A 23,399-nucleotide genomic window follows, 5' to 3' on the forward strand; every position below is an offset into this window, starting at 1 on the left:
AGGGCGTACAATCACGCCTAAAATTAACTCTGCCGGACCTCCAGAGTCACTGGAGCGACCGTGCGCACGCCCTGTCCACTTGGAGTAGTAGTAATGACATTGAGTTCCGTTTTACACGACGTTTTGCAGTTCATGGCAACTGGCATTACCGATCTGTCTGCATGGCAAGTTTTCCTGTACACCATGGTGGTCACGCATATCACCATCGCCAGCGTCACGATTTACCTGCACCGCCACCAGGCCCACCGGGCGCTGGAATTGCATGCGATCCCCAGCCATTTCTTCCGTTTCTGGCTGTGGCTGACGACGGGCCAGGTGACCAAGGAATGGGCGGCCATCCACCGCAAGCACCACGCCAAGTGCGATACGGAAGAAGATCCGCACAGCCCCGTGACGCGCGGCATCAAAAAAGTCTTCTGGGAAGGCGCCGAGCTGTACCGTGCTGAATCGAAGAACATGGAAACCATGGCCAAATATGGCCACGGCACGCCGACGGACTGGATCGAGCGCAACCTGTACACCAAATACAGCTGGCTGGGCGTGGTGTCGCTGTTCGTCATCAATTTCATCCTGTTCGGCGTGATCGGCATTTCCGTGTGGGCCGTGCAAATGATGTGGATCCCCATCACGGCGGCCGGCATCATCAACGGCATCGGCCACTATTGGGGCTACCGCAACTACGACTGCGCCGATGCGGCCACCAACATCATTCCGTTCGGCATCCTGATCGGCGGCGAAGAGTTGCACAACAATCACCATACCTATGCGACTTCGGCAAAGCTGTCGTCGAAATGGTATGAAATCGATATCGGCTGGGCCTATATCCGCGCGCTGGAAATGCTGGGCCTGGCCAAGGTGAAAAAGCTGGCTCCAGAGCCGAAGTTTTCGCACGGCAAGCTGGAAGCGGACTTCGAGACCTTGCAATCGGTCATCGCCAACCGTTACGACGTGATGGCCAAGTATGCGAAATCAATCAAGCATGCCTGGAAGGAGGAGCTGGAACACTTGAAGCACAAGGCGGAACTGGAAAAGCGCTTCCTGAAATCGTCGCGCAAGCTGATGCAGCGCGAGCCGGGCAAGCTGGCCGATGCGCACCACGAACAGCTGTCGGAATTGTTCCAGCACAGCAAGGCGCTGGAAACCATGCACCACATGCGCGTGGAGCTGGGCGCCATCTGGGAACGCTCGCACTTTACGCGTGAGCAATTGCTGCAAAAGCTGCAAGACTGGTGCACGCGCGCCGAAGCGTCTGGCATCAAGTCGCTGCAAGACTTCTCCTTGCGCCTGCGCAGCTATGCCTGAGTAAGCTGTTGCGTCATATCAAGGCCCTGGTTTCCAGGGCCTTTTTTTCGTCCCGGCACAAGGGGAGAGCGGCGAGATGAAAATCAGGGCGAAAAAAAAACCGCTCATCGGAGCGGCTCTTTTTACAGAACACAATATCAATTACTTGATTTTGGTTTCTTTGTACGTTACGTGCTTGCGTGCTTTAGGATCGAATTTCATGATCTCCATTTTCGCAGGCGTCGTACGCTTGTTTTTGGTGGTCGTGTAGAAGTGACCCGTACCGGCGGTCGATTCTAACTTGATTTTGTCGCGGCCTGATTTTGCCATGATAGCTCCCTTATTCTGCTAATTAGACTTTTTCGCCACGAGCGCGCATATCGACCAATACGGCGTCGATGCCGACTTTATCGATGACGCGCAGACCGGCGTTGGACAAACGCAGGGAGACCCAGCGGTTTTCAGATTCAACAAAAATACGACGATTCTGCAAGTTAGGCAAAAAACGACGTTTGGTTTTGTTGTTTGCATGGGAAACATTGTTGCCGACCATCGGCTTCTTCCCAGTGACTTGGCAAACACGTGCCATGGCGCACTCCTTAAAGATATTCCAAATTGGAAAAACGAGAGTATATCCAAAATAAGCCGATTTATCAATGACTTGCGAAAAACAATTGTGTCATGTTGTATTGAAATAATTTAACAATTTGACTTTTCCCCTTCTTCATAGGGAAAGGCACTGGTAAACAGCGCTGTTTACTGTTAGATAAGCGTCTCGCTGCAGTGACGTATGTCCTTGTTTACACATGGTTAACTGTCGCCTGGCCAGCCCCGGCCTAGATCTGGCCGTGTTCCGCGAACGAATGCACGTGCCGTCCGGCCACGACGAAATGGTCGAGGATGCGCACGTCGACCAGCGACAACGCTTGCACCAGCGCGCGCGTCAGCAATAGATCCGATTCGCTGGGCTCGGGCGCGCCGGACGGGTGGTTGTGCGCCAGCATGACGCTGGCCGCGTTGTGCAGCAGTGCCTGCTTGACGACTTCGCGCGGATATACGCTGGTGTGGGTGAGGGTGCCGCGAAACATTTCCTGGGTCGTGATCAGGCGGTTCTTGACGTCCAAAAACAACACGTGGAATGCTTCATGCGCCAGGTGGCCCAGGGTCAGGCGCAAATAGTCTTTCACGGCGTGCGGGGAATTGAGGGTCTGGCCCGCCTGCAAGTCTTCGATGATGGCGCGCCGCGCCAGTTCCAGCACCGCTTGCAGCTGGGCAAATTTGGCGCTGCCCATGCCGTGCACGGCGGAAAAACTCACGAGGCTGGCGCCAAACAGGCCCCGCAGGGAGCCGAAGTGCTCGACCGTGTCGCGCGCCAGTTCCACGGCGCTCTTGCCGCGCACGCCCGTGCGCAGGAAGACGGCCAGCAATTCCGCGTCCGACAGCGATTGCGCGCCATCCTCGATCAGGCGTTCGCGCGGCCGTTCGCCGGCCGGCCAATCCTTGATGCCCATCTTGCCTCCCGTTCGCGCCCGGCTGGTCGTGGCGCCTGCCGATGATTGTCGCGCCTTCCCCGGGCGGCCATGCTGCGCTAGCTCGTCTTCATGGCGAATCATATGAAAAAAACAAAAACCAAGATGCCCGACCCGGCCATTTTCAAGCGCTATGATTTGCCTGTCGTTGCATTCCATGCAAGTTGCAGCGGCGGGGAGTCAGGGCCCTGAACTCAATGTCTTCCACTTGTTTGACAGGAGTCGTCATGCCGTACATCAAAGTTATCAATGGAGTCATGCAAGAGTTCAACGCCGCCGGCGTCAACACGGGCAAGGTCAGCGGCATCGGCCTCAATGCGCACGCGTATCTGGAACACCGCAACTGGAGCGTTACCGCACCGCTGACGCCGGACGTGAAGAATCCTGATTACAGCACCGATTTTCCGTATCTTGCGGCCAACGACTTCAAGTACCTCCAGGTGATGCTGGCGCCTTTCAACGGCAAGGATGGCGGTTGGAACTGGGGCGAGGTCGTTGGCAAGCCCGATTTCGCAACCGACAACACGCTGACCGCACTCAATATCAAGCCCGCATACTGGGCCGCGATCCAGGCGCTGCTCGATTGCGCGCTGGCCAATGGCATCGGCATCATCGCCTGCCCATTCTGGAATCCCTACGCCGTGCCGCAATTGGTGGGCGAGGCGGGCCCTGCGGGCGCCACAAAAGACGAGCAGGCCGCCGCCGCGCGCGTCGCACTGGCCAATCCGCAGTCGAAAACACGCCGCTACATGCGTGCCTTTGCACAGGCTTTTGCGCAGCACTACAGCAACCACCCCGGCATCGCCGCCTGCATGGCTGCGCAGGAACTGAAGGGCGTGACGGAGATGAGCTTGAGCGTTTGCCGGGAAATCATCCAGGAAACGGCGCAATTGCTGCGTGACAACGATGGCCTGGCGCGCATGATTTCTTCCGGTAACGCGGGCATTGCCCATACTTGGCCCCGGCAAGGCTCTTTGCAGCAATACGTCACGGAAACCCTGCCATTGATGAATCCGGACCCGGTCGACTGCCTTTGTGAAAACCTGTTTCTGGGTAATGAATATGTGAGCAGCGCCCTGGACAACAGCGCGGATTTGCCGGCCGACTTCGTCTCGTCTTCGCTCGCTTACCTGCAAGTGATGCAGCGCGCGGCCAAGGCCTTGGGCAAGCCGTATTACCTTGGCAGCTTTTGCCTGTCGGAAAAGCAGGAGCAGGCGTTGCAAGATACCGAACGGCAAGACAACCTGCACGCCTTGCTGAGCGCCATACGCCGTACGGGCGTGCAACTGGCATGCTATTGGGACTGGAACGGCGGCAAGTCCATGCAAGACGACGGTCTGAACCTGGTGGAAACACCCGCCTACAGCAACGGACGCAAGGCCGTCTGGGACGCCTTGCGCGGCGACGACGCCGTCCGTCAGGCGCCGCCCACGCCTTGCTTCGGCGTCATGAAAACCTTGCAATTCCAGCCTGGCCTCCTGCTCACCGTGCCGTCATCCGTGCGCTACGAGAGCGCCGATTTCTCGCTGTCGTATTGCATCCGGCAGCAGGCATTTTCCACGATGGTGGGCCGGGGCGGGGCTTTTGTCGCGCGTCAGGCGAACCTGAAAGGATGGACGCTGCTGACGCAGGATATCCAGACGTTCCTGTTCCTGCGCAACAGTGCTGGTGCGGGCTTCAATAACAATGGTCACGGCGTGAACGTGGATGGCGCCAACCGCTGGTTTCGCTGCACCTACACCGTCAGGCATGATGGTTCCATCAGCCTGTACGTCGACGATTTCCTGATGTCGCAGGGCAGCAAGATGGTGACGCCATTCGTGCAGGCCATCGGCGCGCCCCTGGTGATCGGCCGCACCGTGGATGCGCAGGAGCAGGGCGCGCCAGCCTGGCAGTTGTCGGACGTCATCCTGTACGACCGCGTGCTGACGCCGAAGGAAGTGTATGACTATGGCCAGTATGGCATTGTGCACCGGCCCGTGGGACGCTGGAAGCTCGACGGCAACCTGGAAGACAGCTCCGGCTTCGGCAATCACGCCAGCACGGCGGGCGGGTTGACGTACGTCAACGTCTGATTCGCCGATTCGACGTCGGATGTGTTGCACGGCCATGTTTTTTGACAAAAGCATGGCCGCGCCGAGATGGCATGGGGCGCGCTGGCTCAGGGTGGCTTACAATATCGTTTTGCACCAGTTACTTGAAAACTACTATGTCCAACGAGCAACCAGCAGTCGTCACCGAAGCGGCTTACCTCACCCTGCATTATCGTCTTGCCACTGTTGACGGTACTGACATTGTCACGACCTTCAGCGGCAATCCCGCGACCTTGATGCTGGGACAGGGCCAGCTGGCGCCGTTCCTCGAGCAGCGCTTGCTGGGCTTGCCTGAAGGCACGCACCAGACGTTCGAGCTGGCGGCTGGCGAAGGTTTCGGCGAGCGCAATCCCGAGCTGGTGCAGTCCGTCTCGCGCGCCACGCTGGACGAGAACTCCGTGCCGGGCGCCGACTACAAGATCGGCGACCTGGTCGATTTCGCCGCGCCGGGCGGCGGCCGCTTTGCCGGCGTGCTGCGCGAAATGCGCGAGGACTCGGCCCTGTTCGACTTCAACCATCCGCTGGCTGGCCAGCCGCTGCGTTTTGAAGTCAAGCTCATCTCGGTCCTGTAAGGAGTAGCGATGGATAAGGAACTGTTACTGGCCCAGCCCCGCGGCTTTTGCGCTGGCGTCGATCGGGCTATCGAAATCGTCGAGCGCGCCTTGCAGCAATTTGGCGCACCGATCTATGTGCGCCATGAAATCGTCCACAACGCCTATGTGGTGGCCGACTTGCGCAACAAGGGCGCCATCTTCATCGACGACCTCGATGACGTGCCTGCAGGCAATACGCTCGTGTTTTCCGCGCACGGCGTGTCGAAAGCCGTGCGCGCCGAGGCGGAATCGCGCGGCCTGAGCATTTTTGACGCCACTTGCCCGCTGGTCACCAAGGTGCACATGGAAGTGAGCAAGATGCGCCGCGAAGGCCGCGAGATCATCATGATCGGCCACGATGGCCATCCCGAGGTGGAAGGCACGATGGGCCAGGCCGATATGGGCATGCATCTGGTGGAAACGCTCGAGGATGTGGCGAAATTGCAAGTTGCCAATCCGGAAAGCCTGGCCTATGTTTCGCAAACAACGTTGTCAGTTGACGACACTAGCGACATTATTGCGGCCTTGAAAGCGAAATATCCGAATATCGCCGAGCCGAAAAAAGGCGACATCTGCTACGCCACCACCAACCGCCAGGAAGCCGTGAAATTCATGGCCCCGCAAGTGGAAGTGGTGATCGTCGTGGGCAGCCCGAACAGCTCGAATTCGAACCGCCTGCGCGAAGTGGCCGAGAAGATGGGCACGCCTGCCTACATGGTCGACAATGCCTCGCAAATCGATCCCGCCTGGCTGGAAGGCAAGCTGCGCGTGGGTGTGACGGCCGGCGCCTCGGCGCCCGAGGTGCTGGTGCAAGCCGTCATCGACCGCTTGAAAGAGTGCGGCGTGAAGAGCGTGCGCCCGCTGGACGGCGTGCAGGAAGCCGTCACGTTCCCGATGCCGAAAGGCCTTGATGGCCTCAAGCGCGACGTCGCCTGAGTCTGCAGGACGATTGAGTATCGGTGAAATAGTTACCTCAAAACCGAATTTAATTCGGAAATGATCGATTTATTCCAAGCTTAGTTTTTGCAAAAGATCGTTATGATTGCCTCAAGCTTGAATATGTTGTCGTTATGACTAAGCAAGGTCACGCCCTTTTTGAGTGCGTGCACCATGCTGGTGAGAACGGTCCAGGGATGGCACTGCAGGAATTCTTCCTCCGGTGCCGTTTTTGTATCAGCGACCCATGTTCTGGCGGAAGTTGTTCCCGAAAAATGCATATTTGATAGGGCAATCATGGATACATTCATCCAGCAGATCATCAACGGCTTGGTGTTGGGCAGCATGTATGCCTTAGTCGCCCTCGGTTACACAATGGTGTATGGCGTCTTGAATCTGATCAACTTCGCCCACGGCGACGTGCTCATGATCGGCGCCATGGTGGGCTTGAGCATTCTCAAGCTGCTGGGCATTTATGTACCGGACTGGCCCGGCTATTTGAAACTGGCCACCGCCATCCTCGGCGCCATTCCCATCTGTATTCTGGTCAACATCATCATCGAGCGGGTCGCCTACCGCCGCCTGCGCAACGCCCCCCGCCTCGCCCCCCTGATTACCGCCATCGGCGTCTCCATCCTGCTGCAAACCTTCGCCATGATGATCTGGACGCGCAATCCCTTGCCTTTCCCGCAATTGCTGTCGACGGACCCCATCAACATAGGCGGCGCCGTGATTTCGCAAACGCAAGTGCTGCTGCTGGCCCTGGCCGCGCTGTCGATGGGCGGATTGGTGTTGCTGGTGGAAAAAACGAAAATGGGCCGCGCCATGCGCGCCACGGCGGAAAATCCCCGCGTGGCGGGCCTCATGGGCGTCGATTCCGACAAGGTCATCGTCGCCACCTTTGCCATCGGCGCCGCGCTGGCCGCCGTGGCGGGCGTGATGTGGGGCGCCAATTACGCGTCCATCCAGTTTTCCATGGGCGCCATCCCCGGCTTGAAAGCCTTTTGCGCGGCCGTGCTGGGCGGCATCGGCAATATCTACGGCGCCATGCTGGGCGGTGTCTTGCTGGGCATTATCGAGAGCCTGGGCGCCGGCTATATCGGCGACATCACGGGCGGCTTCCTGGGCAGCCACTACCAGGATATCTTTGCCTTCGTCGTGCTGATCATCGTGCTGACCCTGCGCCCGTCCGGCATCATGGGCGAACGTGTGGCCGACCGTGCCTGATGTGAAACTGGGAGACTGAATCATGGCACTACTCGATTTTGACGCTAAGAAAAACCCGACCAAAGCCTACGCCGGCATGCTGGGCCTGGCCGCGCTGCTGATGGTGTTCCCGTTTTTTGCCGCGCAGTTCGGCAACTCGTGGGTGCGCATCATCGACATGGCCTTGCTGTACATCATGCTGGCCCTGGGCTTGAACATCGTCGTCGGCTTCGCCGGCCTGCTCGACCTGGGCTATATCGCCTTCTATGCCGTGGGCGCCTACCTGACGGCCTTGCTGGCGTCGCCCCAGTTCGCCATCCTGCTCGAATCGGTGGTGAATCAATATCCGGTGCTGGGTGCATCCCTAGTGCATCTGATGGGGCCGGAAATCCGCGAAAACGGCATCCACCTGTCGATCTGGATCATCGTGCCGCTGGCCGCTGCCGTGGCAGGCCTGTTCGGCGCCCTGCTGGGCGCGCCAACCTTGAAACTGCGCGGCGACTACCTGGCCATCGTGACCCTGGGTTTTGGCGAGATCATCCGCATTTTCATGAACAATTTGAACGACCCGATCAATTTCACGAACGGTCCGCAAGGCATCAATTTGATCGATCCGATCCGCATCTTCGGCGTCAACCTGGCGGGCGAGGCGGGGACCAACAGCACCGTGACGGTGGCCGGTTTTTCCATGCCGTCCGTCAACGCTTATTACTTCCTGTTCCTCTTCCTGTGCATCGCCGTCGTGTTCGTCACCAAGCGCCTGCAACATTCGCGCCTGGGCCGCGCCTGGGTGGCCATCCGCGAAGACGAGATCGCCGCCAAGGCCATGGGCATCAACACGCGCAACGTGAAATTGCTGGCCTTTTCCATGGGCGCCTCGTTCGGCGGCGTGGCTGGCGCCATGTTTGCGTCTTTCCAAGGCTTTGTCTCGCCGGAATCGTTCTCGCTGACGGAATCGATCGCCGTGCTGGCCATGGTGGTGCTGGGCGGCATCGGCCATATTCCCGGCGTGATCCTCGGCGGCGTGATCCTCGCCTCGATACCGGAAGTGCTGCGCCATGTGGTGGAACCGGCCCAGCAGGCGCTGTTCGGCCATGTGGTGATCGAGGCGGAAGTGCTGCGCCAGCTGCTGTACGGCCTGGCCATGGTGTTGATCATGCTCAATCGTCCTGCGGGACTGTGGCCATCGCCGAAGCACGAAGACCGGCCCGACCACGATGTGGACCAGCCGAACAAATCCACCGGCGTCGTGTCCGCTTAAGGGAGGGATAGTATGAGCGAACAGATCATTCTCAATATCGCCGGCGTAAACAAGCGTTTCGGCGGCTTGCAGGCGCTCACCGACGTGGGCATCACCATCCGCCAAGGGCAAATCTACGGCTTGATCGGCCCGAACGGCGCCGGCAAGACGACGTTTTTCAATGTCATCACGGGCCTGTACCAGCCCGACACGGGCACCTTCGAGCTGGCCGGCAAGCCGTATTCGCCGTCCGCGCCGCACCAGGTGGCCAAGGCGGGCATCGCGCGCACCTTCCAGAATATCCGTCTGTTCGGCGACATGACGGCGCTGGAAAACGTCATGGTGGGGCGCCACGTGCGCTCGCACCAGGGCGTCTTCGGCGCCATCTTCCGCCACAAGGCGGCGCGCGAGGAAGAGGCGTCCATCCGCAAGCGGGCCATGGAGTTGCTCGATTTCGTCGGCATCGCCCAGTTCGCCAACCGCACGGCGCGCTTTTTGTCGTATGGCGACCAGCGGCGCCTGGAAATCGCCCGCGCGCTGGCCACCGACCCGACCCTGCTGGCGCTCGACGAGCCGGCGGCCGGCATGAATGCGACGGAAAAGCTGGCCCTGCGCGAGTTGCTGGTGAAAATCAAGGCAGAAGGCAAGACCGTGCTCCTGATCGAGCATGACGTGAAACTGATGATGGGGCTGTGCGACCGCATCACGGTGCTCGAATATGGCAAGCGCATCGCGGAAGGCTTGCCGGCCGAAATACAACAAAACCAGGCCGTCATCGAGGCTTACCTGGGGGGATCGCACGCATGAGCAATATATTGAAGGTGGCGGGCCTGCACGTGGCCTACGGCGGCATCAAGGCGGTGAAAGGCATAGACCTGGAAGTCAACGAGGGCGAGCTGATCGCCCTGATCGGCGCGAACGGCGCGGGCAAGACGACGACCTTGAAAGCCATCACGGGCACTTTGCCTGCCTGCAAGATCGAGGGCACGATCAGCTACCTGGGCGAATCGCTGAAGGGCACGAAATCGTTCCACCTGGTGGAAAGGAAACTGGCCATGGTGCCGGAAGGGCGGGGCGTGTTTACCCGCATGTCGATCCGCGAAAACCTCATGATGGGCGCCTACACGCGCACGGACAAGGCGGGCGTCGAGGACGACATCGCCCGCTGGTTCGACGTGTTTCCCCGCCTGAAGGAAAGGGCGGCGCAGATGGCCGGCACCCTGTCCGGCGGCGAGCAGCAGATGCTGGCCATGGCGCGCGCCCTGATGAGCCATCCGAAGCTGCTGCTGCTCGACGAGCCGTCGATGGGCCTGTCGCCCATCATGGTCGAGAAAATCTTCGAGGTGATCCGCAAGGTGTCGTCCGAAGGCATCACGATCTTGCTGGTCGAACAGAATGCCCGCCTGGCCCTGCAGGCGGCACACCGCGGCTACGTGATGGATTCCGGCCTGGTCACCATGGGCGGCAACGCGGCCGCCATGCTCGACGACCCGCGCGTGAAGGCGGCGTATCTGGGCGAGTAAGCGCGTTCGGGAAGTGTTCAGGCATAAAAAATGCCCCAGCTGGGCTGGGGCATAATGGCATCCGTCGGGGAAGTGCGGGATGGATGCCTGGAGGAGCTGGTAACAGCAGACCGCCGTGGCGGTCGCTTGATAATTACTTGGCGGCAGTGCGCGGCACGATTTTTTCAGCCGCTTGCGTGAACTGGTTCACGGCCGACGTCAGGTTCGCTTCGATGGCTTCGACGGCTTGCTTGCTGGTTTTCGAGAATTGCTCGTAGCCTGCATTGGCGTTGCCGATGGCGCTTTTCAGGATGGCGACGGCGTTTTCCGAACCGGCTGGCGCGTTCTTGGTGACTTCTTCCACCAGCGACAGGACTTTACGGTTGGTTTCAGCGATTTGCGATTCAGCAGCTTTGCTGAATTCGGCTTGCGTGCCCGACGTGATGGCAGCCAGGTGACGGCCGTAAGCGATGGCTTTTTCGGCGCCAGGCTGGGCTTGGGCAGAGGCCAGCGAGAAGAATTCTTGTGGATCTTTTGCCGACAGCAATTGCTTGGCGGCGGCGGTCGATTCTTCCAGCGTTGCCTTGGCAGCGGTCAGATTCAGTTCGACGATCTTCTCGATGCCTTCGAAGGCCTTGCCCGTCAGCGACGAGAACAGGGCGAATTGGGCTTCCAGGTTGGCTTTGGTAGCGGACGAAAATTGCTCAGGAATTGAAAACATATAAATCTCCAAAAAATCGAAATCTGGTTAATTTGATGCTGCGTGTACCGTTTGGGAAAGCAGGTGAATCTAAATTTTTCAAGCTGAACAAGAATTGTGCAACGCAACAAACCCTATTCTACGGCGAAAAAAACGTAAGTCAAGCGATTCTTGTGCGATGCAACAATTGAATAGATTTGCATCAAAAGTCATTGTTTCTAAAGAGAAATATTTGATTTCTACCTGTTAATGGTTTGTGCTTAAACTATCGTTTCCAGTGCCTGCGGGGACGATCGCGGCGCAGCATGCTAGACTTTGCCTCCCGCACTGGGCAACGCCCCGGTGCCGATCCCGTTTCCCGAGTCGATACCATGTCCAATCTTCCCGCCGCGGCTGGCGCCAGCGGCAAAGCCTCTTTCCTGACTAACCTGGCGCCGATGGCCTTGCCCGGCTTCTTTGTGTTGTTATGGAGCACAGGTTTTATTGTGGCCAAGTTCGGCTTGCCGTATGCGCCGCCGCTGACTTTTTTGCTGCTGCGCTTCCTGGGCGTGCTGGTCATTCTGCTGCCGCTGGTGCTGCTGTTGCGCGCACCGTGGCCCGTGGGCCAATTCCGCCAGATCGCCGTGGCCGGCATCCTGATGCAGGCCGGCTACCTGGCCGGCGTGTGGTGCGCCATCAAGCTGGGCATGCCGGCCGGCCTGTCTGCGCTGATTGTCGGCATGCAGCCCGTGCTGACGGCCTGCGCCGCGCCCCTGATCGGCGAATCCGTGCGCCCGCGCCAGTGGCTGGGCCTGTTCTTTGGCTTGCTGGGCGTGGCCCTCGTCGTGTATGCGAAGATCAACCTCGTGGGCCTGACCGTGGAAAGCGTGCTGCTGTGCGTGTTCGCGCTGCTGTCGATGACGGCCGGCACCATGTACCAAAAACGCCACTGTCCGCACTTTGACTTGCGCACCGGCACGGTGGTGCAGTTTGCCGCCTCCATCGTGGTGGTCTTGCCATTCGCCCTGTATTACGAAGGATTGGACTTGTATTTCAGCAATGTTCAATGGACGGCGAATTTCATCGGCGCCTTGCTGTGGTCGGTGCTCGTGCTGTCCATCGGCGCCATCTTCCTGCTGTTCGCCCTGATCCGCCGCAGCGATGCGACGAAAGTGACGGGCTTGCTGTACCTGACGCCGCCCACGACGGCCGTGATGGCCTGGCTGATGTTTGGCGAAGCCTTTAATATGCTGGGCATCGCCGGCATGCTGGTGGCCGTGGTCGGCGTGGTGTTCGTGGTCAAGAAATAATAAGCTATAGCGGGAGAGCAGGGCAGTGAACAAGCAAGCATTGGAAACACCCGCGGCGCAGCAAGCCGTCGATAGCGTCATCCTGTCGCGCCGTTCCATCCGCGCCTTTTTGCCCACGCCGGTGGCGCAGGACGAGATCGCGCGCATCCTGGAAGTGGCGGCGCGCGCGCCTTCGGGCGCCAACATGCAGCCGTGGAAAGTGTATGTGCTGTCGGGCGAAGCCCGCCTGCGCCTGTCGCAGCGCATCCTGGCCGCCTACGCCGCACCGAAGGCGCCCGATGCGCCCGCGCGCACGGCCTCATATATCTATTACCCGCGCCAGTGGACGGCGCCGTTCATCGAGCGCCGCCGCAAGATCGGCCTGGACCTGTACCAGCTGCTGGGCCTGGAGCGGGGCGACACGGCCGGCATGGCGGCCCAGCATGGGCGCAATTTCCAGTTTTTCGATGCGCCCGTGGGCCTGATCTTCACCATCGAGCGGGTACTGGAACAGGGTTCCTGGCTCGACTACGGCATGTTTTTGCAAAACATCATGCTGGCGGCGCGCGCGCGGGGACTCGACACGTGCCCGCAGGCGGCCTTCATCCATTACCATGACATCATCCGCGACGAACTGGGCGTGCCGGCCGGTGAAATGGTGGTGTGCGGCATGGCCCTCGGCTATGCCGACCCGGACAAGGTCGAGAACCGCCTGAACACGGAGCGCGAGCCGCTGGCCGGCTTTGTTAAATTCATGGACAAATAGACATTACTGGCGACGGGCGGAGAAAAACAGCCGGTTAAGGATGAGTTTGTTTGCTGATCGCCAACGATTTGTATTTCATTGCTGCAATAAATACTGTCCTAACTGTTAAATAGGCTTGCGATTGCTCTGCATTTCGCTACACTGCAATAAGGCAACAGCTTCACGGGGAATTATCGAATGGCTAAGTTTAAACTTGCGCTGGGTATCCTGGCTTCCCTGCTGTTTGCACTGGCGCCGGCTGCGGCCGTGCACGCCAAGGAAGCGAACGGCAAATCCTCAGCCTCGAAGAAACACAACACCAAGAAAATCAAAGTCGTGCTGCGCAAGGGCGCGACGGCCGCGCCGCGCGAAAAGACCGTGCGCCGGGTCGTCATGGTGCGCGGCAAACGCAAGGTCATCTATCAAAAAGTCAGCAGCGTGGCCGTGCCCATGGCCGCACCGATGCCCACCATGGGCGACCTGGCGGGCCTGAACCTGACGCGCGATCCGCTCGACCTGAAGTCCAGCGTGGCGCTGGTGCTGGACCAGGCGAATGCGGAAGTGTTGTTTGAAAAGAATTCCAATGTGGCCCTGCCCATCGCCTCCATCACCAAGATGATGACGGGCCTGGTGGTGGTCGAAGCGCACCAGGACATGGATGAGTTGCTGACGATCACGGACGAAGACGTCGACCGCGCCAAATTCAGCAGCTCACGCCTGAAAGTGGGCTCGCAATTGACGCGCGCGAATATGCTGCACATCGCCCTGATGAGCTCGGAAAACCGCGCCGCCTCGGCGCTGGGCCGCAATTATCCGGGCGGCTTGCCGGCGTTTGTCGACGCCATGAACAGCAAGGCGCGCCAGCTGGGCATGATGGATACGCATTACGTCGATTCCAGCGGCTTGTCGAAGATGAACGTGGCCAGCGCGCGCGATCTGGGCAAGCTGGCCATGGCCGCTTTCCGCCATCCGCTGCTGCGCGAATATTCGACGGATCCGAAAGCCATCGTCGAAGCCAGCGGCCAGCCCATGCAGTTTGGCAATACGAATCACCTGGTGGCCAATCCGGGCTGGGAAATCGGCTTGCAAAAGACGGGCTTCATCAATGAGGCGGGACGTTGTCTGATGATGCAGGCGGTCATCGAAGGACGGGCCGTGATCATGGTCTTCCTTGATTCCAAGGGGAAACAGTCGCGTACGGCCGATGCGGGACGCATGCGCAAGTGGCTGGAAGCATTGAAACCTGCCAATATGAGCTTGCCAGGGGGGTAAGGTGTCCAAGGCGGCACGGCTGCCCTGCATTCTTATTACTCTTGAGGAATGAATCCCAAGGTCACGGAAATCTGGTTCGCCGTCTCCACCAGGTCCACCAGCCACTCATCCTGCAAACGGTCGGCTGGCGCCGAGATCGACAGGCCGGCGATCAGCTTGCCTGTATCGTCGCGGATGCCGGCTGCCATGCAACGCACGCCCAGCTCCAGCTCTTCATTGTCGCGCGCATAGCCGCGCTCGCGCACCAGGCTCAGCTCGCGCTCGAGTTTTTGCAGATCCGTGATGGAATTCTTGTTGTGCCCGGCCAGTCCCGTGCGCGTGGCGTAGGCGCGGATGGCTTTCGGCTCGTCCACGGAGAGGAACAGCTTGCCCGTCGAGGTCAGGTGCAGCGGACCGCGGCCACCGATGGCGCGCACCACCTGCATGCCCGAGCGCTCGGAAAAGGCGCGGTCGATGTAGACGATCTCGTCGCCCTGGCGCACGGACAGGTTGATGGTTTGCTGGGTTTTCTTGTGCAGCTGGCGCATGAAGTCCAGCGCCGCTTCGCGCACGCTGAGGCGGCTTTTCACCACATTGCCCAGTTCCAGCAAGCGCATGCCCAGCCGGTACGTGCCCGGTTCGATGCGGTCGACAAAGCGCGTCAGCACCATGTCGTTGAGGATGCGGTGCGCCGTCGAGGGGTGCAAACCGGAAACCTTGGATAATTCCTTCAGGCTGACCGGGTCGGAATATTTGGCCAGGGCATCGAGCAGGGCGACCATGCGTTCGATCACCTGGATCGTCGTCTTCGGGGCAGCGACCGGTTCAATTTTCATGATGGATTTGGTGCAATGCAGTATTCATGCTTCTTTATACCATGATGTGAAAAAATAGTGAAATGTTCCGAGATAGTCAGCGAATAAATTGTCACAATTCTCATGTTGGCCGTCATAATTGGCGGCTGGATGGACTTTGAATCATGGAAAACTATGCAACCTGTAAATGAATTCAAAAGCAAGAGTGGCTTGAAACGGATTTTCTCCGCTTTTTTCTACTCGCTCGATGGCTTGAAAGCGGCCTGGCGCCATGAACACGCGTTCCGCCAGGAGCTCGGTTTGTTCGTCGTCGGCACCGTGATCGCCTTGTTGCTGCGCATCTCCGCCTTTGAAAAACTGGTGCTGATCGGCGTGCTGCTGCTGGTGCTGATCGTCGAACTGATCAATTCCGCCATCGAAGCCGTGGTCGACCGCATCTCGCTGGACCGCCATCCGCTGTCGAAGAACGCCAAGGATTTCGGCAGCGCGGCCGTGCTGCTGACCTGCATCCTGGCCTTCGCTACCTGGGCCGTCGTATTATTTAACCGTTTCTATTAAGCGCTTTATCCCCGTTGCGTACCGTCCATATGCGAAAAATGTATATCAAACGGCGAAACGCTTCGTTCTCTTTGCGGCCATAGCGCCGTAATCTGGTGGCTCTGAAAGTTCAACCACACGGGGATCTTAGATGCTGTCGAAAAAAATCATCACTGCCGCCGCCATCAGCGCGTTTGCCCTTCTGCAAACGGCGCAGGCTGCCGATATCACCCTGCTCAACGTGTCATACGACCCGACGCGCGAGCTGTACCAGGATGTGAATACGGCGTTTGCCAAGGAGTGGAAAGGCAAGACGGGCGACAACGTCAAGATCAAGCAATCGCACGGCGGTTCCGGCAAGCAGGCGCGCGCCGTCATCGACGGCCTGGAAGCGGACGTGGTCACTTTGGCCCTGGCCTACGACATCGATGCGCTGGCCGAGCACAAGCTGCTGGCCGCCGACTGGCAAAAGCGTTTGGCGCACAACAGCTCGCCTTACACCTCGACCATCGTGTTTCTGGTGCGCAAGGGCAACCCGAAAGGCATCAAGGATTGGAATGACTTGATCAAGCCGGGCGTGTCCGTCATCACGCCGAACCCGAAAACCTCGGGCGGCGCCCGCTGGAACCATCTGGCCGCGTGGGGTTATGCCTTGCGCCAGCCGGGCGGCAACGAAGCCAAAGCCAAGGATTTCCTCGGCAAACTGTATAAAAACGTGCCCGTGCTCGATTCCGGCGCGCGCGGCGCCACCACCACGTTCGTGGAACGGGGCATCGGCGACGTGCTGATCGCCTGGGAGAACGAGGCTTACCTGGCCGTCAAGGAACTGGGTCCGACCAAGTTCGACATCATCACGCCATCCGTCAGCATCCTGGCCGAGCCGCCCGTCGCCGTCGTCGATAAATTTGCCGACAAGCACGGCACGCGCAAGGTGGCCGAAGCTTACCTGAACTACCTGTACACGGACGAAGCGCAAGACATCATCGCGAAGAACTACTACCGTCCGGCAACGGACAAGGCGGCAAAGAAATACGCGTCGCAGTTCGCCAAGGTCAACCTGTTCACCATCGAGCAAGTGGCCGGTGGCTGGACGGCAGCACAGAAGGCGCACTTTGCCGACGGCGGCATCTTCGACCAGATCTATCAGCCGAAGTAATCTTCACCGGCAGGCGGCAACGCTTGCCGGAATCGATCACGCAAGGACACATCATGGCGCTGCGCAGCTTTTCCGATTACCGGGTACTGATCGTGCCGGGCTTGCATAACAGCGGTCCCGAGCATTGGCAGAGCCGCTGGCAGCGCCTGTATCCGCAATTCGAGCGGGTCGAGCAGGACGACTGGAACGCTCCCGACCTGACTACCTGGTCGGCGCGCCTGGACCAGGTGCGGCGGCAAGATGCGCGTCCCACGCTGATCGTCGCCCACAGCTTCGGCTGCCTGACGACGGCGCACAGCCTGGCCCGCGACCCGCAGGGCGTGGCCGGCGTGCTGCTGGTGGGGCCGGCCGATCCCGACAAGTTTGGCGTGGCCAAGGCCTTGCCGCAAAAGCGGCTGCCTTGCCCCGGCATCCTGATCGCCAGCCAGACGGACCCGTGGATGACGGCCGAACACGCGGCGCAGTGGGCACGGCGCTGGAATTGCAAGTATATTGATGGCGGTGCGCTGGGCCATATCAACGCCGAGTCGCGCCTTGGTGACTGGGTCTATGGCCAGGCGCAACTGCAAACACTGTTTGATCTGGCGCAAAGCGACAAACGCCACCGTCAGGCAGCCTGATTCGACGCACATCCCATTGCCACACAACCTCTCAAGGAGATCACGATGACTTTACGCCTGGGCGATGTCGCCCCTGATTTTGAACAAGACAGCTCGATCGGCCCCCTCAAGTTCCACGAGTGGGCGGGCAATTCCTGGGTGGTGCTGTTTTCCCACCCGGCCGACTTTACCCCCGTGTGCACGACGGAACTGGGCTTGACGGCCAAGCTCAAGCCGGAATTCGACAAGCGCAACGTGAAGGCCATCGCCCTGTCCGTGGATGCGGCCGAGTCGCACAAGAGCTGGATCAAGGATATCGAAGAGACGCAAAACACGGTGGTGGGCTTCCCCATCATCGCCGACGTCGACAAGAAAGTGTCGGTGCTGTACGACATGATCCACCCGGAACAGTCCGTCACGGCCACCGTGCGCTCCGTCTTCATCGTCGACCCGAACAAGAAAGTGCGCCTGATCCTCACGTATCCGCTGAGCACGGGCCGCAACTTCAATGAAATCCTGCGCGTCATCGACGCCCTGCAACTGACGGACGGCTACACGGTGGCCACGCCAGGCAACTGGAAAGATGGCGACGACGTCATCATTCCACTGACGGTGCAAGATCCGGACGTGATCAAGCAGAAATATCCGAAGGGATTTACGGCAGCGAAGCCATACTTGCGCCTCACGCCGCAGCCAAACAAATAAGAGCACCGAAAAAACGTTCATGGCGTTATTGCATTGCCTCGCCATACATTCGTACTGTCTTCGGCAAGGCGCCTAGCCCTGAACGTTTTATTCGGCGCTCTTGTTCCCACAAAAACGCACCTCACCGGTGCGTTTTTTTTCGCCCAACGATTCTGCAAGCAAGTATGCAAAATCCATCTAAGCAAATGAGAAATGGTTAGTTCTTTTTATAACGATTGCATGTGATTATTGCACTCTATAACTCAAAAATGTAATAAGAAGGAGTTTCTATGTCTGCAGCATCAGCAGCACCGCTCAAGGCGCGCGGAGCGCCGTTTCGGGTCATGCCGGGGTTTAAGCTGTCACTGGGCTTCACGCTCTTTTACCTGGCCTTGATCGTTCTCATTCCGCTGTCGTCGGTGTTCCTGAAAACTTTCACCATGACATGGGACGCCTTCTTCAGCGCCGTCACGTCCGACCGCGTGATGGCGTCGTACCGCCTGACGTTTGGCGCTTCGCTGATCGCCGCCCTGTTGAACGTGGTGTTTGGCGGCATCCTGGCCTGGGTGCTGGTGCGTTACAAATTCCCCGGCAAGCGCATCATCGACGCGCTGGTCGACTTGCCGTTTGCCTTGCCGACGGCCGTGGCCGGCATCACCCTGACGGCCTTGTATTCGTCGAACGGCTGGTTCGGCCAGTTCATCGAAGGCGTGCTGGGCATCAAGGTGGCGTTCACGCCGCTGGGCGTGGTGGTGGCGCTGACCTTCATCGGCTTGCCCTTTGTCGTGCGTACCGTGCAACCGGTGCTGGAAGACGCGGAAAAGGAACTGGAAGAAGCGGCCGCCAGCCTGGGCGCCAATTCGCTGCAAACGTTTATCCGCGTCATCTTCCCCACGATCCTGCCATCCTTGCTGACGGGCTTTGCGCTGGCGTTTGCCCGCGCCACGGGCGAGTACGGTTCCGTGATCTTTATCGCCGGCAACATGCCGATGGTGTCGGAAATCACGCCGCTGTTCATTATTACCAAATTGGAACAATACGATTACGCAGGCGCCACGGCCATCGCCGTGGTGATGCTGGTGGTGTCTTTCCTGCTGTTGTTGACGATTAACCTGCTGCAAGCATGGACGCGCGGAAAGGCGAAGAAATCATGAGTACGAATACGACTAGCGTCGCTGGCGTGGACAATGCGCGCCCGGCAGTGCGCCGCTTCGAGCCGAATGTCGGCCCCGTCGTGCTGGAACCGCTGTGGGTACGCACGGTCCTGATCACCGTCGCCTTGCTGTTCCTGACGGCGTTCCTGATCGTGCCCCTGGTGGCCGTGTTCGCGGAAGCGTTCAAGAAGGGCTGGGAAGCGTATATCGCCGCCATCATCGATCCGGACGCGATTTCCGCCATTAAATTGACCCTGATCACGGCCGCCATCGCCGTGCCGCTGAACCTGGTGTTCGGCGTGGCCGCTTCCTGGTGCATCGCCAAGTTCGAATTCCGCGGCAAGAGCATCTTGCTGACCCTGATCGACTTGCCGTTTTCCGTCTCGCCCGTGATTTCCGGCCTGATCTATGTGCTGATGTTTGGCGCCCAGGGCTGGTTCGGCCCATGGCTGCAGGCGCACGACATCAAGATTTTGTTCGCCGTACCCGGCATCGTGCTGGCCACCATCTTCATCACCTTCCCGTTCGTGGCGCGTGAATTGATCCCGCTGATGCAGTCGCAGGGCAGCGAAGAGGAAGAGGCCGCCATCGTGCTGGGCGCCTCGGGCTGGAATACCTTCCGCCGCGTGACTTTGCCAAATATCAAGTGGGGTCTGCTGTATGGCGTGATCCTGTGTAACGCCCGCGCCATGGGCGAGTTCGGCGCCGTGTCCGTCGTGTCCGGCCATATCCGTGGCGAAACCAACACCATGCCGCTGCAGGTGGAGATTCTGTACAACGAGTACAACTTCGCCGCCGCGTTTGCCGTCGCCTCCCTGCTGGCCCTGCTGGCGCTGGTGACCCTGGCCTTGAAAGCTTTCATTGAGTGGCGTTTGAACGAGAGCAACGCCGACGATTCCGCCTTACGTTCCACGGAGCACTGATATGACCATCGCAGTTAAAAACATCCACAAGCGCTTCGGCGATTTCGTTGCCCTCGACAATATCTCGCTGGACTTTCCCGCCGGCGAACTGACGGCCTTGCTGGGCCCGTCCGGTTGCGGCAAGACAACCTTGCTGCGCATTATTGCTGGATTGGAACATCCGGACAGCGGCCAGGTGCTGCTGGACGCGGAAGACGCGTCGAACCGCCATGTGCGCGAGCGCCAGGTCGGTTTCGTGTTTCAACACTATGCCCTGTTCAAGCACATGACCGTGTTCGAGAACGTGGCCTTCGGCTTGCGCGTGAAGTCGCGCAGCGAGCGCCCGTCGGAAGACCAGATCCGCCGTAAAGTAAAAGATTTGCTGGAGCTGGTGCAGCTCGATTGGCTGGCCGACCGCTATCCGCCGCAATTGTCGGGCGGGCAACGCCAGCGCATCGCCCTGGCGCGCGCGCTGGCCGTCGAGCCCCGCGTGCTGCTGCTGGACGAGCCGTTCGGCGCCCTGGATGCCAAGGTGCGCAAGGAATTGCGCCGCTGGCTGCGCCGCCTGCATGACGACTTGCACGTCACCAGTATTTTCGTTACGCATGACCAGGAAGAAGCGCTGGAAGTGGCCGACCAGGTCGTACTGATGAACAAGGGCACGGTCGAGCAGCTCGGTTCCCCAGAGCAAGTCTATAACCACCCCGCGTCGCCGTTCGTCTACGGTTTCCTCGGCAACGTCAACCTGTTCCACGGCCGCGTGCACGACGGCGTGATGGCCACGGGCGACGCCAGTTTCGAGGTGCCCGATTACGCGGGCGTGAGCGACAGCAAGGGCACGGCCTATGTGCGGCCGCACGACCTGGAAATCGACCGCTACACGCAGGGCGCGGAAGGCATCGTCGTGAAATTGAGCCGCGCGCATGCCATCGGCCCGCTGGCCCAGCTGGACTTGCAGCGCGTGGATAACAGCGAACTGATCGAAGCGGTGATGTCGAACGAGCGTTTTACCCATCTGCAGCTGAAGGAAGGCGAGACATTGGTTGTCCGCCCGAAACGCCTCCATGTATTTGTTGAACCCACCCGAACTTGATACAGGATAGCCATGAACTTTCAACAATTGCGATCGATCCGCGAAGCGGCCCGCCGCGGCTATAACCTGACGGAAGTGGCCAACGCCCTGTTCACGTCGCAACCGGGCGTGAGCCGGCAAATCCGCGAACTCGAAGACGAGCTGGGCGTGGTGATTTTCGAGCGCAACGGCAAGCGTTTGACGGGCTTGACGGAGCCGGGCAAGGGTATCCTGAAGATCGTCGACCGTCTCTTGATCGAGGCGGAAAACCTGCAGCAGGCCAGCCTCGAATACAGCGGCCAGACGAGCGGGACCTTGTCCGTGGCGGCCACGCACACGCAGGCGCGCTATGCGCTGCCGAAAGTGGTGCAAAGCTTCCGCGCCGCTTTTCCCGAAGTGCGTATTGCGCTACAACAAAGCGCGCCCGAGCACATCGCGGAATGGGTGCTGTCCGGCAAGACCGATATCGGCATCGCCACGGAAGGCTTGAGCCAGTTCCCCGACCTCGTGTCGTTCCCGTGCTACCGCTGGAGCCATCTGATCGTCGTGCCCGACGGCCATCCGCTGCTCGAGCACTCGCCCATCCGCCTGGAAGACCTGGCGAAATATCCGCTGATTACCTACGACAAGGGTTTCACGGGGCGCGGGCATATCGACGACGCCTTTGCCAAGGCGGGCGTGGCGACCGATATCATCCTGACGGCCATGGATTCCGACGTCATCAAGCAATACGTGGCGCTGGGCCTGGGCGTGGGCATCGTCGCCTCGATGGCCTTCGACCATGGCCGCGACAAAGGGCTGCGGGCCGTGGAAGCGTCGCATCTGTTCGCCACCAACACGACGCGCCTGGCCGTGCGACGGGGCGCCTACCTGCGCGCCTACGCCTACGAGTTCATCCTGCAACTGGCGCCGGACCTGACGCGCGAAGACATCGACCGCGCCATGGCGGGCGAGGACGCCCTCTAGGCGATGGCCGCCCTTTGCGCGCGTGTCAGGCTGGCCACGGCGCGCGCGTAGCTATCCTGCACCAGTTCCGTCAGGTAATCGGCCGGGAAGCGCGCCACGTCGACGATGGTCACCCAGTGAAAGCGGCCCATGTAGCGGGCCGGTTTCACGCCGGGCATGTCCGTCAGCTCGATAAAGCGCCCGGCGCTGGCGCGCAGGCTGAAGCGCCACTGTTCCGGCATGCTGGTTTTAAAGTACGCAAATTTTTTCCCCGCCACTTCATACACGAGGATGTTCGACGGCGCACCGTATAGCAAGGCTTGCGCGCCGGGCAGGGCCGCGCAAAATTCCTTCAATTCATCTATTGTCATTCGTCCACCGCCATGAATTGTTGCGTGTTGTGGTCGAAGGCGAACGCCGACCCGGCGGGCGCGTCGAGCAGCGCAATGAAGCGGTCATCCACGCCGAGCACGGCGCCCAGCGACACGAGGGCCACGTTGGCGCTGTCGTTGATGTAGTCGTCGCTTTCATCGTTGGCCGTGAAGCGCCAGCCGCTGTCGTCGTCGTTGTCCGGTTCCTCGCGGTACAGATAGCCGACGGGCGCGCCGTCTTCCAGCACTTTTTTCGTCACGAAGCACAGGCCCGCGTAGAGGTTGACGAGGTTATCGTCATCGTCGTGCTGCGTATTGATGATGTGGCGTGCCGCGAAGGCGACGGGGTCTTTGGCTTGCAGATCACGGATGTAGCCTGGCGTGTTGTCGAGCTTGCCGGTGAAGTGTCCGTGCGGCTCAACTGTGTCGACCAGCACCCACATGCGCTCGGCGCCCGGCGCCTGCGGATCGTCGCTGTGGAAGGCGAAGATCAGCTTGACCACCTCGCCGGGGCGCACCTGGGCGATGGCCTCGGGCGGCGATTTGTAGAAGGTGTAGGGATGGCGCGCCGCCAGTTCGGCGGCGTCGGCCAGGTGCCAGCTGGGCATGGTTGCTTATCCGTGATCAAAAAGAGTAAGACCCATGGTAGCCGATTGCGTGCCAGGATGACCACGCCTACCTGCCGGCTTGCCGTTGCCGCAGGGCTACACCGCTATCTGGCATGTGCCGATCTACAACAATCCTGCTGCCAGGAGCGGCGCCCGGACATGGCGGCATGCCCCGCGATAGCTGGCACCGGCCATAAATTGATAAGGCCAAT

The 23,399-nt window shown here is 59.9% G+C and carries 26 protein-coding genes; 19 read left to right on the forward strand and 7 right to left on the reverse strand.

All coding sequences use genetic code 11. The features are described 5' to 3' along the window. Window positions 1-132: 132 nt before the first annotated feature. Window positions 133-1,302: a DesA family fatty acid desaturase gene (locus tag VPH40_RS23270; protein WP_369811458.1), complete on the forward strand. Its 1,170-nt coding sequence runs from the start codon at window positions 133-135 to the stop codon at window positions 1,300-1,302. Window positions 1,303-1,443: 141 nt separating this feature from the next. On the opposite strand, the gene rpmG is transcribed toward VPH40_RS23270, so the two are convergent. From rpmG to radC, 3 genes are all read right to left on the reverse strand, one after another. Continuing rightward, entirely contained in the window at window positions 1,444-1,611 is a 168-nt protein-coding gene (rpmG, locus tag VPH40_RS23275; RefSeq protein ID WP_010400929.1) for a 50S ribosomal protein L33, read from the reverse strand. Between the two features lie 22 nt (window positions 1,612-1,633). After that, window positions 1,634-1,870: a 50S ribosomal protein L28 gene (rpmB, locus tag VPH40_RS23280; protein ID WP_010400928.1), complete on the reverse strand. Its 237-nt coding sequence runs from the start codon at window positions 1,868-1,870 to the stop codon at window positions 1,634-1,636. Window positions 1,871-2,117: 247 nt separating this feature from the next. Continuing rightward, the gene (radC, locus tag VPH40_RS23285; RefSeq protein WP_099666791.1) at window positions 2,118-2,792 is read right to left on the reverse strand and encodes a RadC family protein; all 675 of its coding nucleotides are present in this window, start codon (window positions 2,790-2,792) and stop codon (window positions 2,118-2,120) included. Window positions 2,793-3,037: 245 nt separating this feature from the next. On the opposite strand from radC, the gene VPH40_RS23290 reads away from it, so the two are divergent. From VPH40_RS23290 to VPH40_RS23320, 7 genes are all read left to right on the forward strand, one after another. After that, complete coding sequence (locus tag VPH40_RS23290; RefSeq protein ID WP_328574638.1) at window positions 3,038-4,885, forward strand: LamG-like jellyroll fold domain-containing protein; 1,848 nt, start codon at window positions 3,038-3,040, stop codon at window positions 4,883-4,885. Window positions 4,886-5,019: 134 nt separating this feature from the next. After that, window positions 5,020-5,475 carry an FKBP-type peptidyl-prolyl cis-trans isomerase gene (locus VPH40_RS23295; RefSeq protein WP_070224501.1) on the forward strand — a complete coding sequence of 152 codons (456 nt, stop codon included), beginning with the start codon at window positions 5,020-5,022 and terminating at the stop codon, window positions 5,473-5,475. 9 nt (window positions 5,476-5,484) lie between these two features. Continuing rightward, a complete protein-coding gene (gene ispH, locus VPH40_RS23300; RefSeq protein ID WP_099666793.1) occupies window positions 5,485-6,432 on the forward strand; it encodes a 4-hydroxy-3-methylbut-2-enyl diphosphate reductase in 948 nt (315 codons plus the stop codon). 297 nt (window positions 6,433-6,729) lie between these two features. Beyond that, on the forward strand, window positions 6,730-7,659 hold the full coding sequence (locus VPH40_RS23305) for a branched-chain amino acid ABC transporter permease (protein WP_077407985.1): 930 nt from the start codon (window positions 6,730-6,732) through the stop codon (window positions 7,657-7,659). 22 nt (window positions 7,660-7,681) lie between these two features. Continuing rightward, the gene (locus VPH40_RS23310) at window positions 7,682-8,899 is read left to right on the forward strand and encodes an ABC transporter permease subunit (RefSeq protein WP_289916900.1); all 1,218 of its coding nucleotides are present in this window, start codon (window positions 7,682-7,684) and stop codon (window positions 8,897-8,899) included. A 12-nt stretch (window positions 8,900-8,911) separates the two neighbouring features. Continuing rightward, a complete protein-coding gene (locus tag VPH40_RS23315) occupies window positions 8,912-9,685 on the forward strand; it encodes an ABC transporter ATP-binding protein (protein WP_099666795.1) in 774 nt (257 codons plus the stop codon). After that, window positions 9,682-10,401 (forward strand): ABC transporter ATP-binding protein, encoded by a 720-nt coding sequence (locus VPH40_RS23320; protein WP_070256673.1) that lies wholly within the window; start codon window positions 9,682-9,684, stop codon window positions 10,399-10,401. The genes VPH40_RS23315 and VPH40_RS23320 overlap by 4 nt, the downstream gene beginning before the upstream one ends. Before the next feature lie 133 nt (window positions 10,402-10,534). Here VPH40_RS23320 and VPH40_RS23325 read toward each other — a convergent pair whose 3' ends face one another. Next, entirely contained in the window at window positions 10,535-11,101 is a 567-nt protein-coding gene (locus VPH40_RS23325; RefSeq protein ID WP_099666796.1) for a phasin family protein, read from the reverse strand. 350 nt (window positions 11,102-11,451) lie between these two features. Here VPH40_RS23325 and VPH40_RS23330 point away from each other — a divergent pair, with 350 nt between their 5' ends. The 3 genes from VPH40_RS23330 to VPH40_RS23340 all read left to right on the forward strand — a co-directional run bounded on the left by VPH40_RS23330 (window position 11,452) and on the right by VPH40_RS23340 (window position 14,365). Further along, the gene (locus VPH40_RS23330) at window positions 11,452-12,369 is read left to right on the forward strand and encodes a DMT family transporter (protein ID WP_442906681.1); all 918 of its coding nucleotides are present in this window, start codon (window positions 11,452-11,454) and stop codon (window positions 12,367-12,369) included. 25 nt (window positions 12,370-12,394) lie between these two features. Further along, entirely contained in the window at window positions 12,395-13,114 is a 720-nt protein-coding gene (locus VPH40_RS23335) for a nitroreductase (RefSeq protein WP_099666798.1), read from the forward strand. Window positions 13,115-13,291: 177 nt separating this feature from the next. Continuing rightward, on the forward strand, window positions 13,292-14,365 hold the full coding sequence (locus VPH40_RS23340) for a serine hydrolase (RefSeq protein WP_289898690.1): 1,074 nt from the start codon (window positions 13,292-13,294) through the stop codon (window positions 14,363-14,365). Window positions 14,366-14,400: 35 nt separating this feature from the next. Here VPH40_RS23340 and VPH40_RS23345 read toward each other — a convergent pair whose 3' ends face one another. After that, window positions 14,401-15,180, reverse strand: coding sequence for an IclR family transcriptional regulator (locus tag VPH40_RS23345; protein WP_099378009.1), 780 nt, complete (start codon window positions 15,178-15,180; stop codon window positions 14,401-14,403). 153 nt (window positions 15,181-15,333) lie between these two features. On the opposite strand from VPH40_RS23345, the gene VPH40_RS23350 reads away from it, so the two are divergent. From VPH40_RS23350 to VPH40_RS23385, 8 genes are all read left to right on the forward strand, one after another. After that, entirely contained in the window at window positions 15,334-15,717 is a 384-nt protein-coding gene (locus VPH40_RS23350; protein WP_077407968.1) for a diacylglycerol kinase, read from the forward strand. A gap of 130 nt (window positions 15,718-15,847) precedes the next feature. Continuing rightward, window positions 15,848-16,852 (forward strand): sulfate ABC transporter substrate-binding protein, encoded by a 1,005-nt coding sequence (locus VPH40_RS23355; RefSeq protein WP_099666802.1) that lies wholly within the window; start codon window positions 15,848-15,850, stop codon window positions 16,850-16,852. A 53-nt stretch (window positions 16,853-16,905) separates the two neighbouring features. Continuing rightward, window positions 16,906-17,472: an RBBP9/YdeN family alpha/beta hydrolase gene (locus VPH40_RS23360; protein WP_225242381.1), complete on the forward strand. Its 567-nt coding sequence runs from the start codon at window positions 16,906-16,908 to the stop codon at window positions 17,470-17,472. Window positions 17,473-17,517: 45 nt separating this feature from the next. Beyond that, window positions 17,518-18,156, forward strand: coding sequence for a peroxiredoxin (locus VPH40_RS23365; protein WP_034785187.1), 639 nt, complete (start codon window positions 17,518-17,520; stop codon window positions 18,154-18,156). A gap of 323 nt (window positions 18,157-18,479) precedes the next feature. Then, window positions 18,480-19,289 carry a sulfate ABC transporter permease subunit CysT gene (gene cysT / locus VPH40_RS23370; RefSeq protein ID WP_099408869.1) on the forward strand — a complete coding sequence of 270 codons (810 nt, stop codon included), beginning with the start codon at window positions 18,480-18,482 and terminating at the stop codon, window positions 19,287-19,289. Next, window positions 19,286-20,212, forward strand: coding sequence for a sulfate ABC transporter permease subunit CysW (gene cysW / locus VPH40_RS23375; RefSeq protein WP_251350677.1), 927 nt, complete (start codon window positions 19,286-19,288; stop codon window positions 20,210-20,212). Before cysT ends, cysW begins: the two co-directional genes overlap by 4 nt. A 1-nt stretch (window position 20,213) precedes the next feature. Then, the gene (locus tag VPH40_RS23380; protein ID WP_034747519.1) at window positions 20,214-21,284 is read left to right on the forward strand and encodes a sulfate/molybdate ABC transporter ATP-binding protein; all 1,071 of its coding nucleotides are present in this window, start codon (window positions 20,214-20,216) and stop codon (window positions 21,282-21,284) included. A gap of 12 nt (window positions 21,285-21,296) precedes the next feature. After that, window positions 21,297-22,229: a CysB family HTH-type transcriptional regulator gene (locus tag VPH40_RS23385; protein ID WP_034785189.1), complete on the forward strand. Its 933-nt coding sequence runs from the start codon at window positions 21,297-21,299 to the stop codon at window positions 22,227-22,229. On the opposite strand, the gene VPH40_RS23390 is transcribed toward VPH40_RS23385, so the two are convergent. Together VPH40_RS23390 and VPH40_RS23395 are read right to left on the reverse strand one after the other, a co-directional pair. Next, entirely contained in the window at window positions 22,226-22,579 is a 354-nt protein-coding gene (locus tag VPH40_RS23390) for an MmcQ/YjbR family DNA-binding protein (protein WP_328574639.1), read from the reverse strand. The genes VPH40_RS23385 and VPH40_RS23390 overlap by 4 nt on opposite strands. Continuing rightward, window positions 22,576-23,187, reverse strand: coding sequence for an immunity protein Imm33 domain-containing protein (locus tag VPH40_RS23395; protein WP_328574640.1), 612 nt, complete (start codon window positions 23,185-23,187; stop codon window positions 22,576-22,578). The genes VPH40_RS23390 and VPH40_RS23395 overlap by 4 nt, the downstream gene beginning before the upstream one ends. Window positions 23,188-23,399: the final 212 nt, after the last annotated feature.

The sequence above is a fragment of the Janthinobacterium sp. P210005 genome (genome assembly GCF_036231865.1).
GTDB classification, from domain to species: domain Bacteria; phylum Pseudomonadota; class Gammaproteobacteria; order Burkholderiales; family Burkholderiaceae_D; genus Janthinobacterium; species Janthinobacterium kumbetense.

Coding starts and splice junctions, on each gene's coding strand:
- VPH40_RS23270 (WP_369811458.1), top strand. CDS start 133: ATGGCAACTGGCATTACCGATCTGTCTGCATGGCAAGTTTTCCTGTAC.
- rpmG (WP_010400929.1), bottom strand. CDS start 1,611: ATGGCAAAATCAGGCCGCGACAAAATCAAGTTAGAATCGACCGCCGGT.
- rpmB (WP_010400928.1), bottom strand. CDS start 1,870: ATGGCACGTGTTTGCCAAGTCACTGGGAAGAAGCCGATGGTCGGCAAC.
- radC (WP_099666791.1), bottom strand. CDS start 2,792: ATGGGCATCAAGGATTGGCCGGCCGGCGAACGGCCGCGCGAACGCCTG.
- VPH40_RS23290 (WP_328574638.1), top strand. CDS start 3,038: ATGCCGTACATCAAAGTTATCAATGGAGTCATGCAAGAGTTCAACGCC.
- VPH40_RS23295 (WP_070224501.1), top strand. CDS start 5,020: ATGTCCAACGAGCAACCAGCAGTCGTCACCGAAGCGGCTTACCTCACC.
- ispH (WP_099666793.1), top strand. CDS start 5,485: ATGGATAAGGAACTGTTACTGGCCCAGCCCCGCGGCTTTTGCGCTGGC.
- VPH40_RS23305 (WP_077407985.1), top strand. CDS start 6,730: ATGGATACATTCATCCAGCAGATCATCAACGGCTTGGTGTTGGGCAGC.
- VPH40_RS23310 (WP_289916900.1), top strand. CDS start 7,682: ATGGCACTACTCGATTTTGACGCTAAGAAAAACCCGACCAAAGCCTAC.
- VPH40_RS23315 (WP_099666795.1), top strand. CDS start 8,912: ATGAGCGAACAGATCATTCTCAATATCGCCGGCGTAAACAAGCGTTTC.
- VPH40_RS23320 (WP_070256673.1), top strand. CDS start 9,682: ATGAGCAATATATTGAAGGTGGCGGGCCTGCACGTGGCCTACGGCGGC.
- VPH40_RS23325 (WP_099666796.1), bottom strand. CDS start 11,101: ATGTTTTCAATTCCTGAGCAATTTTCGTCCGCTACCAAAGCCAACCTG.
- VPH40_RS23330 (WP_442906681.1), top strand. CDS start 11,452: ATGTCCAATCTTCCCGCCGCGGCTGGCGCCAGCGGCAAAGCCTCTTTC.
- VPH40_RS23340 (WP_289898690.1), top strand. CDS start 13,292: ATGGCTAAGTTTAAACTTGCGCTGGGTATCCTGGCTTCCCTGCTGTTT.
- VPH40_RS23345 (WP_099378009.1), bottom strand. CDS start 15,180: ATGAAAATTGAACCGGTCGCTGCCCCGAAGACGACGATCCAGGTGATC.
- VPH40_RS23350 (WP_077407968.1), top strand. CDS start 15,334: ATGCAACCTGTAAATGAATTCAAAAGCAAGAGTGGCTTGAAACGGATT.
- VPH40_RS23355 (WP_099666802.1), top strand. CDS start 15,848: ATGCTGTCGAAAAAAATCATCACTGCCGCCGCCATCAGCGCGTTTGCC.
- VPH40_RS23360 (WP_225242381.1), top strand. CDS start 16,906: ATGGCGCTGCGCAGCTTTTCCGATTACCGGGTACTGATCGTGCCGGGC.
- VPH40_RS23365 (WP_034785187.1), top strand. CDS start 17,518: ATGACTTTACGCCTGGGCGATGTCGCCCCTGATTTTGAACAAGACAGC.
- cysT (WP_099408869.1), top strand. CDS start 18,480: ATGCCGGGGTTTAAGCTGTCACTGGGCTTCACGCTCTTTTACCTGGCC.
- cysW (WP_251350677.1), top strand. CDS start 19,286: ATGAGTACGAATACGACTAGCGTCGCTGGCGTGGACAATGCGCGCCCG.
- VPH40_RS23380 (WP_034747519.1), top strand. CDS start 20,214: ATGACCATCGCAGTTAAAAACATCCACAAGCGCTTCGGCGATTTCGTT.
- VPH40_RS23385 (WP_034785189.1), top strand. CDS start 21,297: ATGAACTTTCAACAATTGCGATCGATCCGCGAAGCGGCCCGCCGCGGC.
- VPH40_RS23390 (WP_328574639.1), bottom strand. CDS start 22,579: ATGACAATAGATGAATTGAAGGAATTTTGCGCGGCCCTGCCCGGCGCG.
- VPH40_RS23395 (WP_328574640.1), bottom strand. CDS start 23,187: ATGCCCAGCTGGCACCTGGCCGACGCCGCCGAACTGGCGGCGCGCCAT.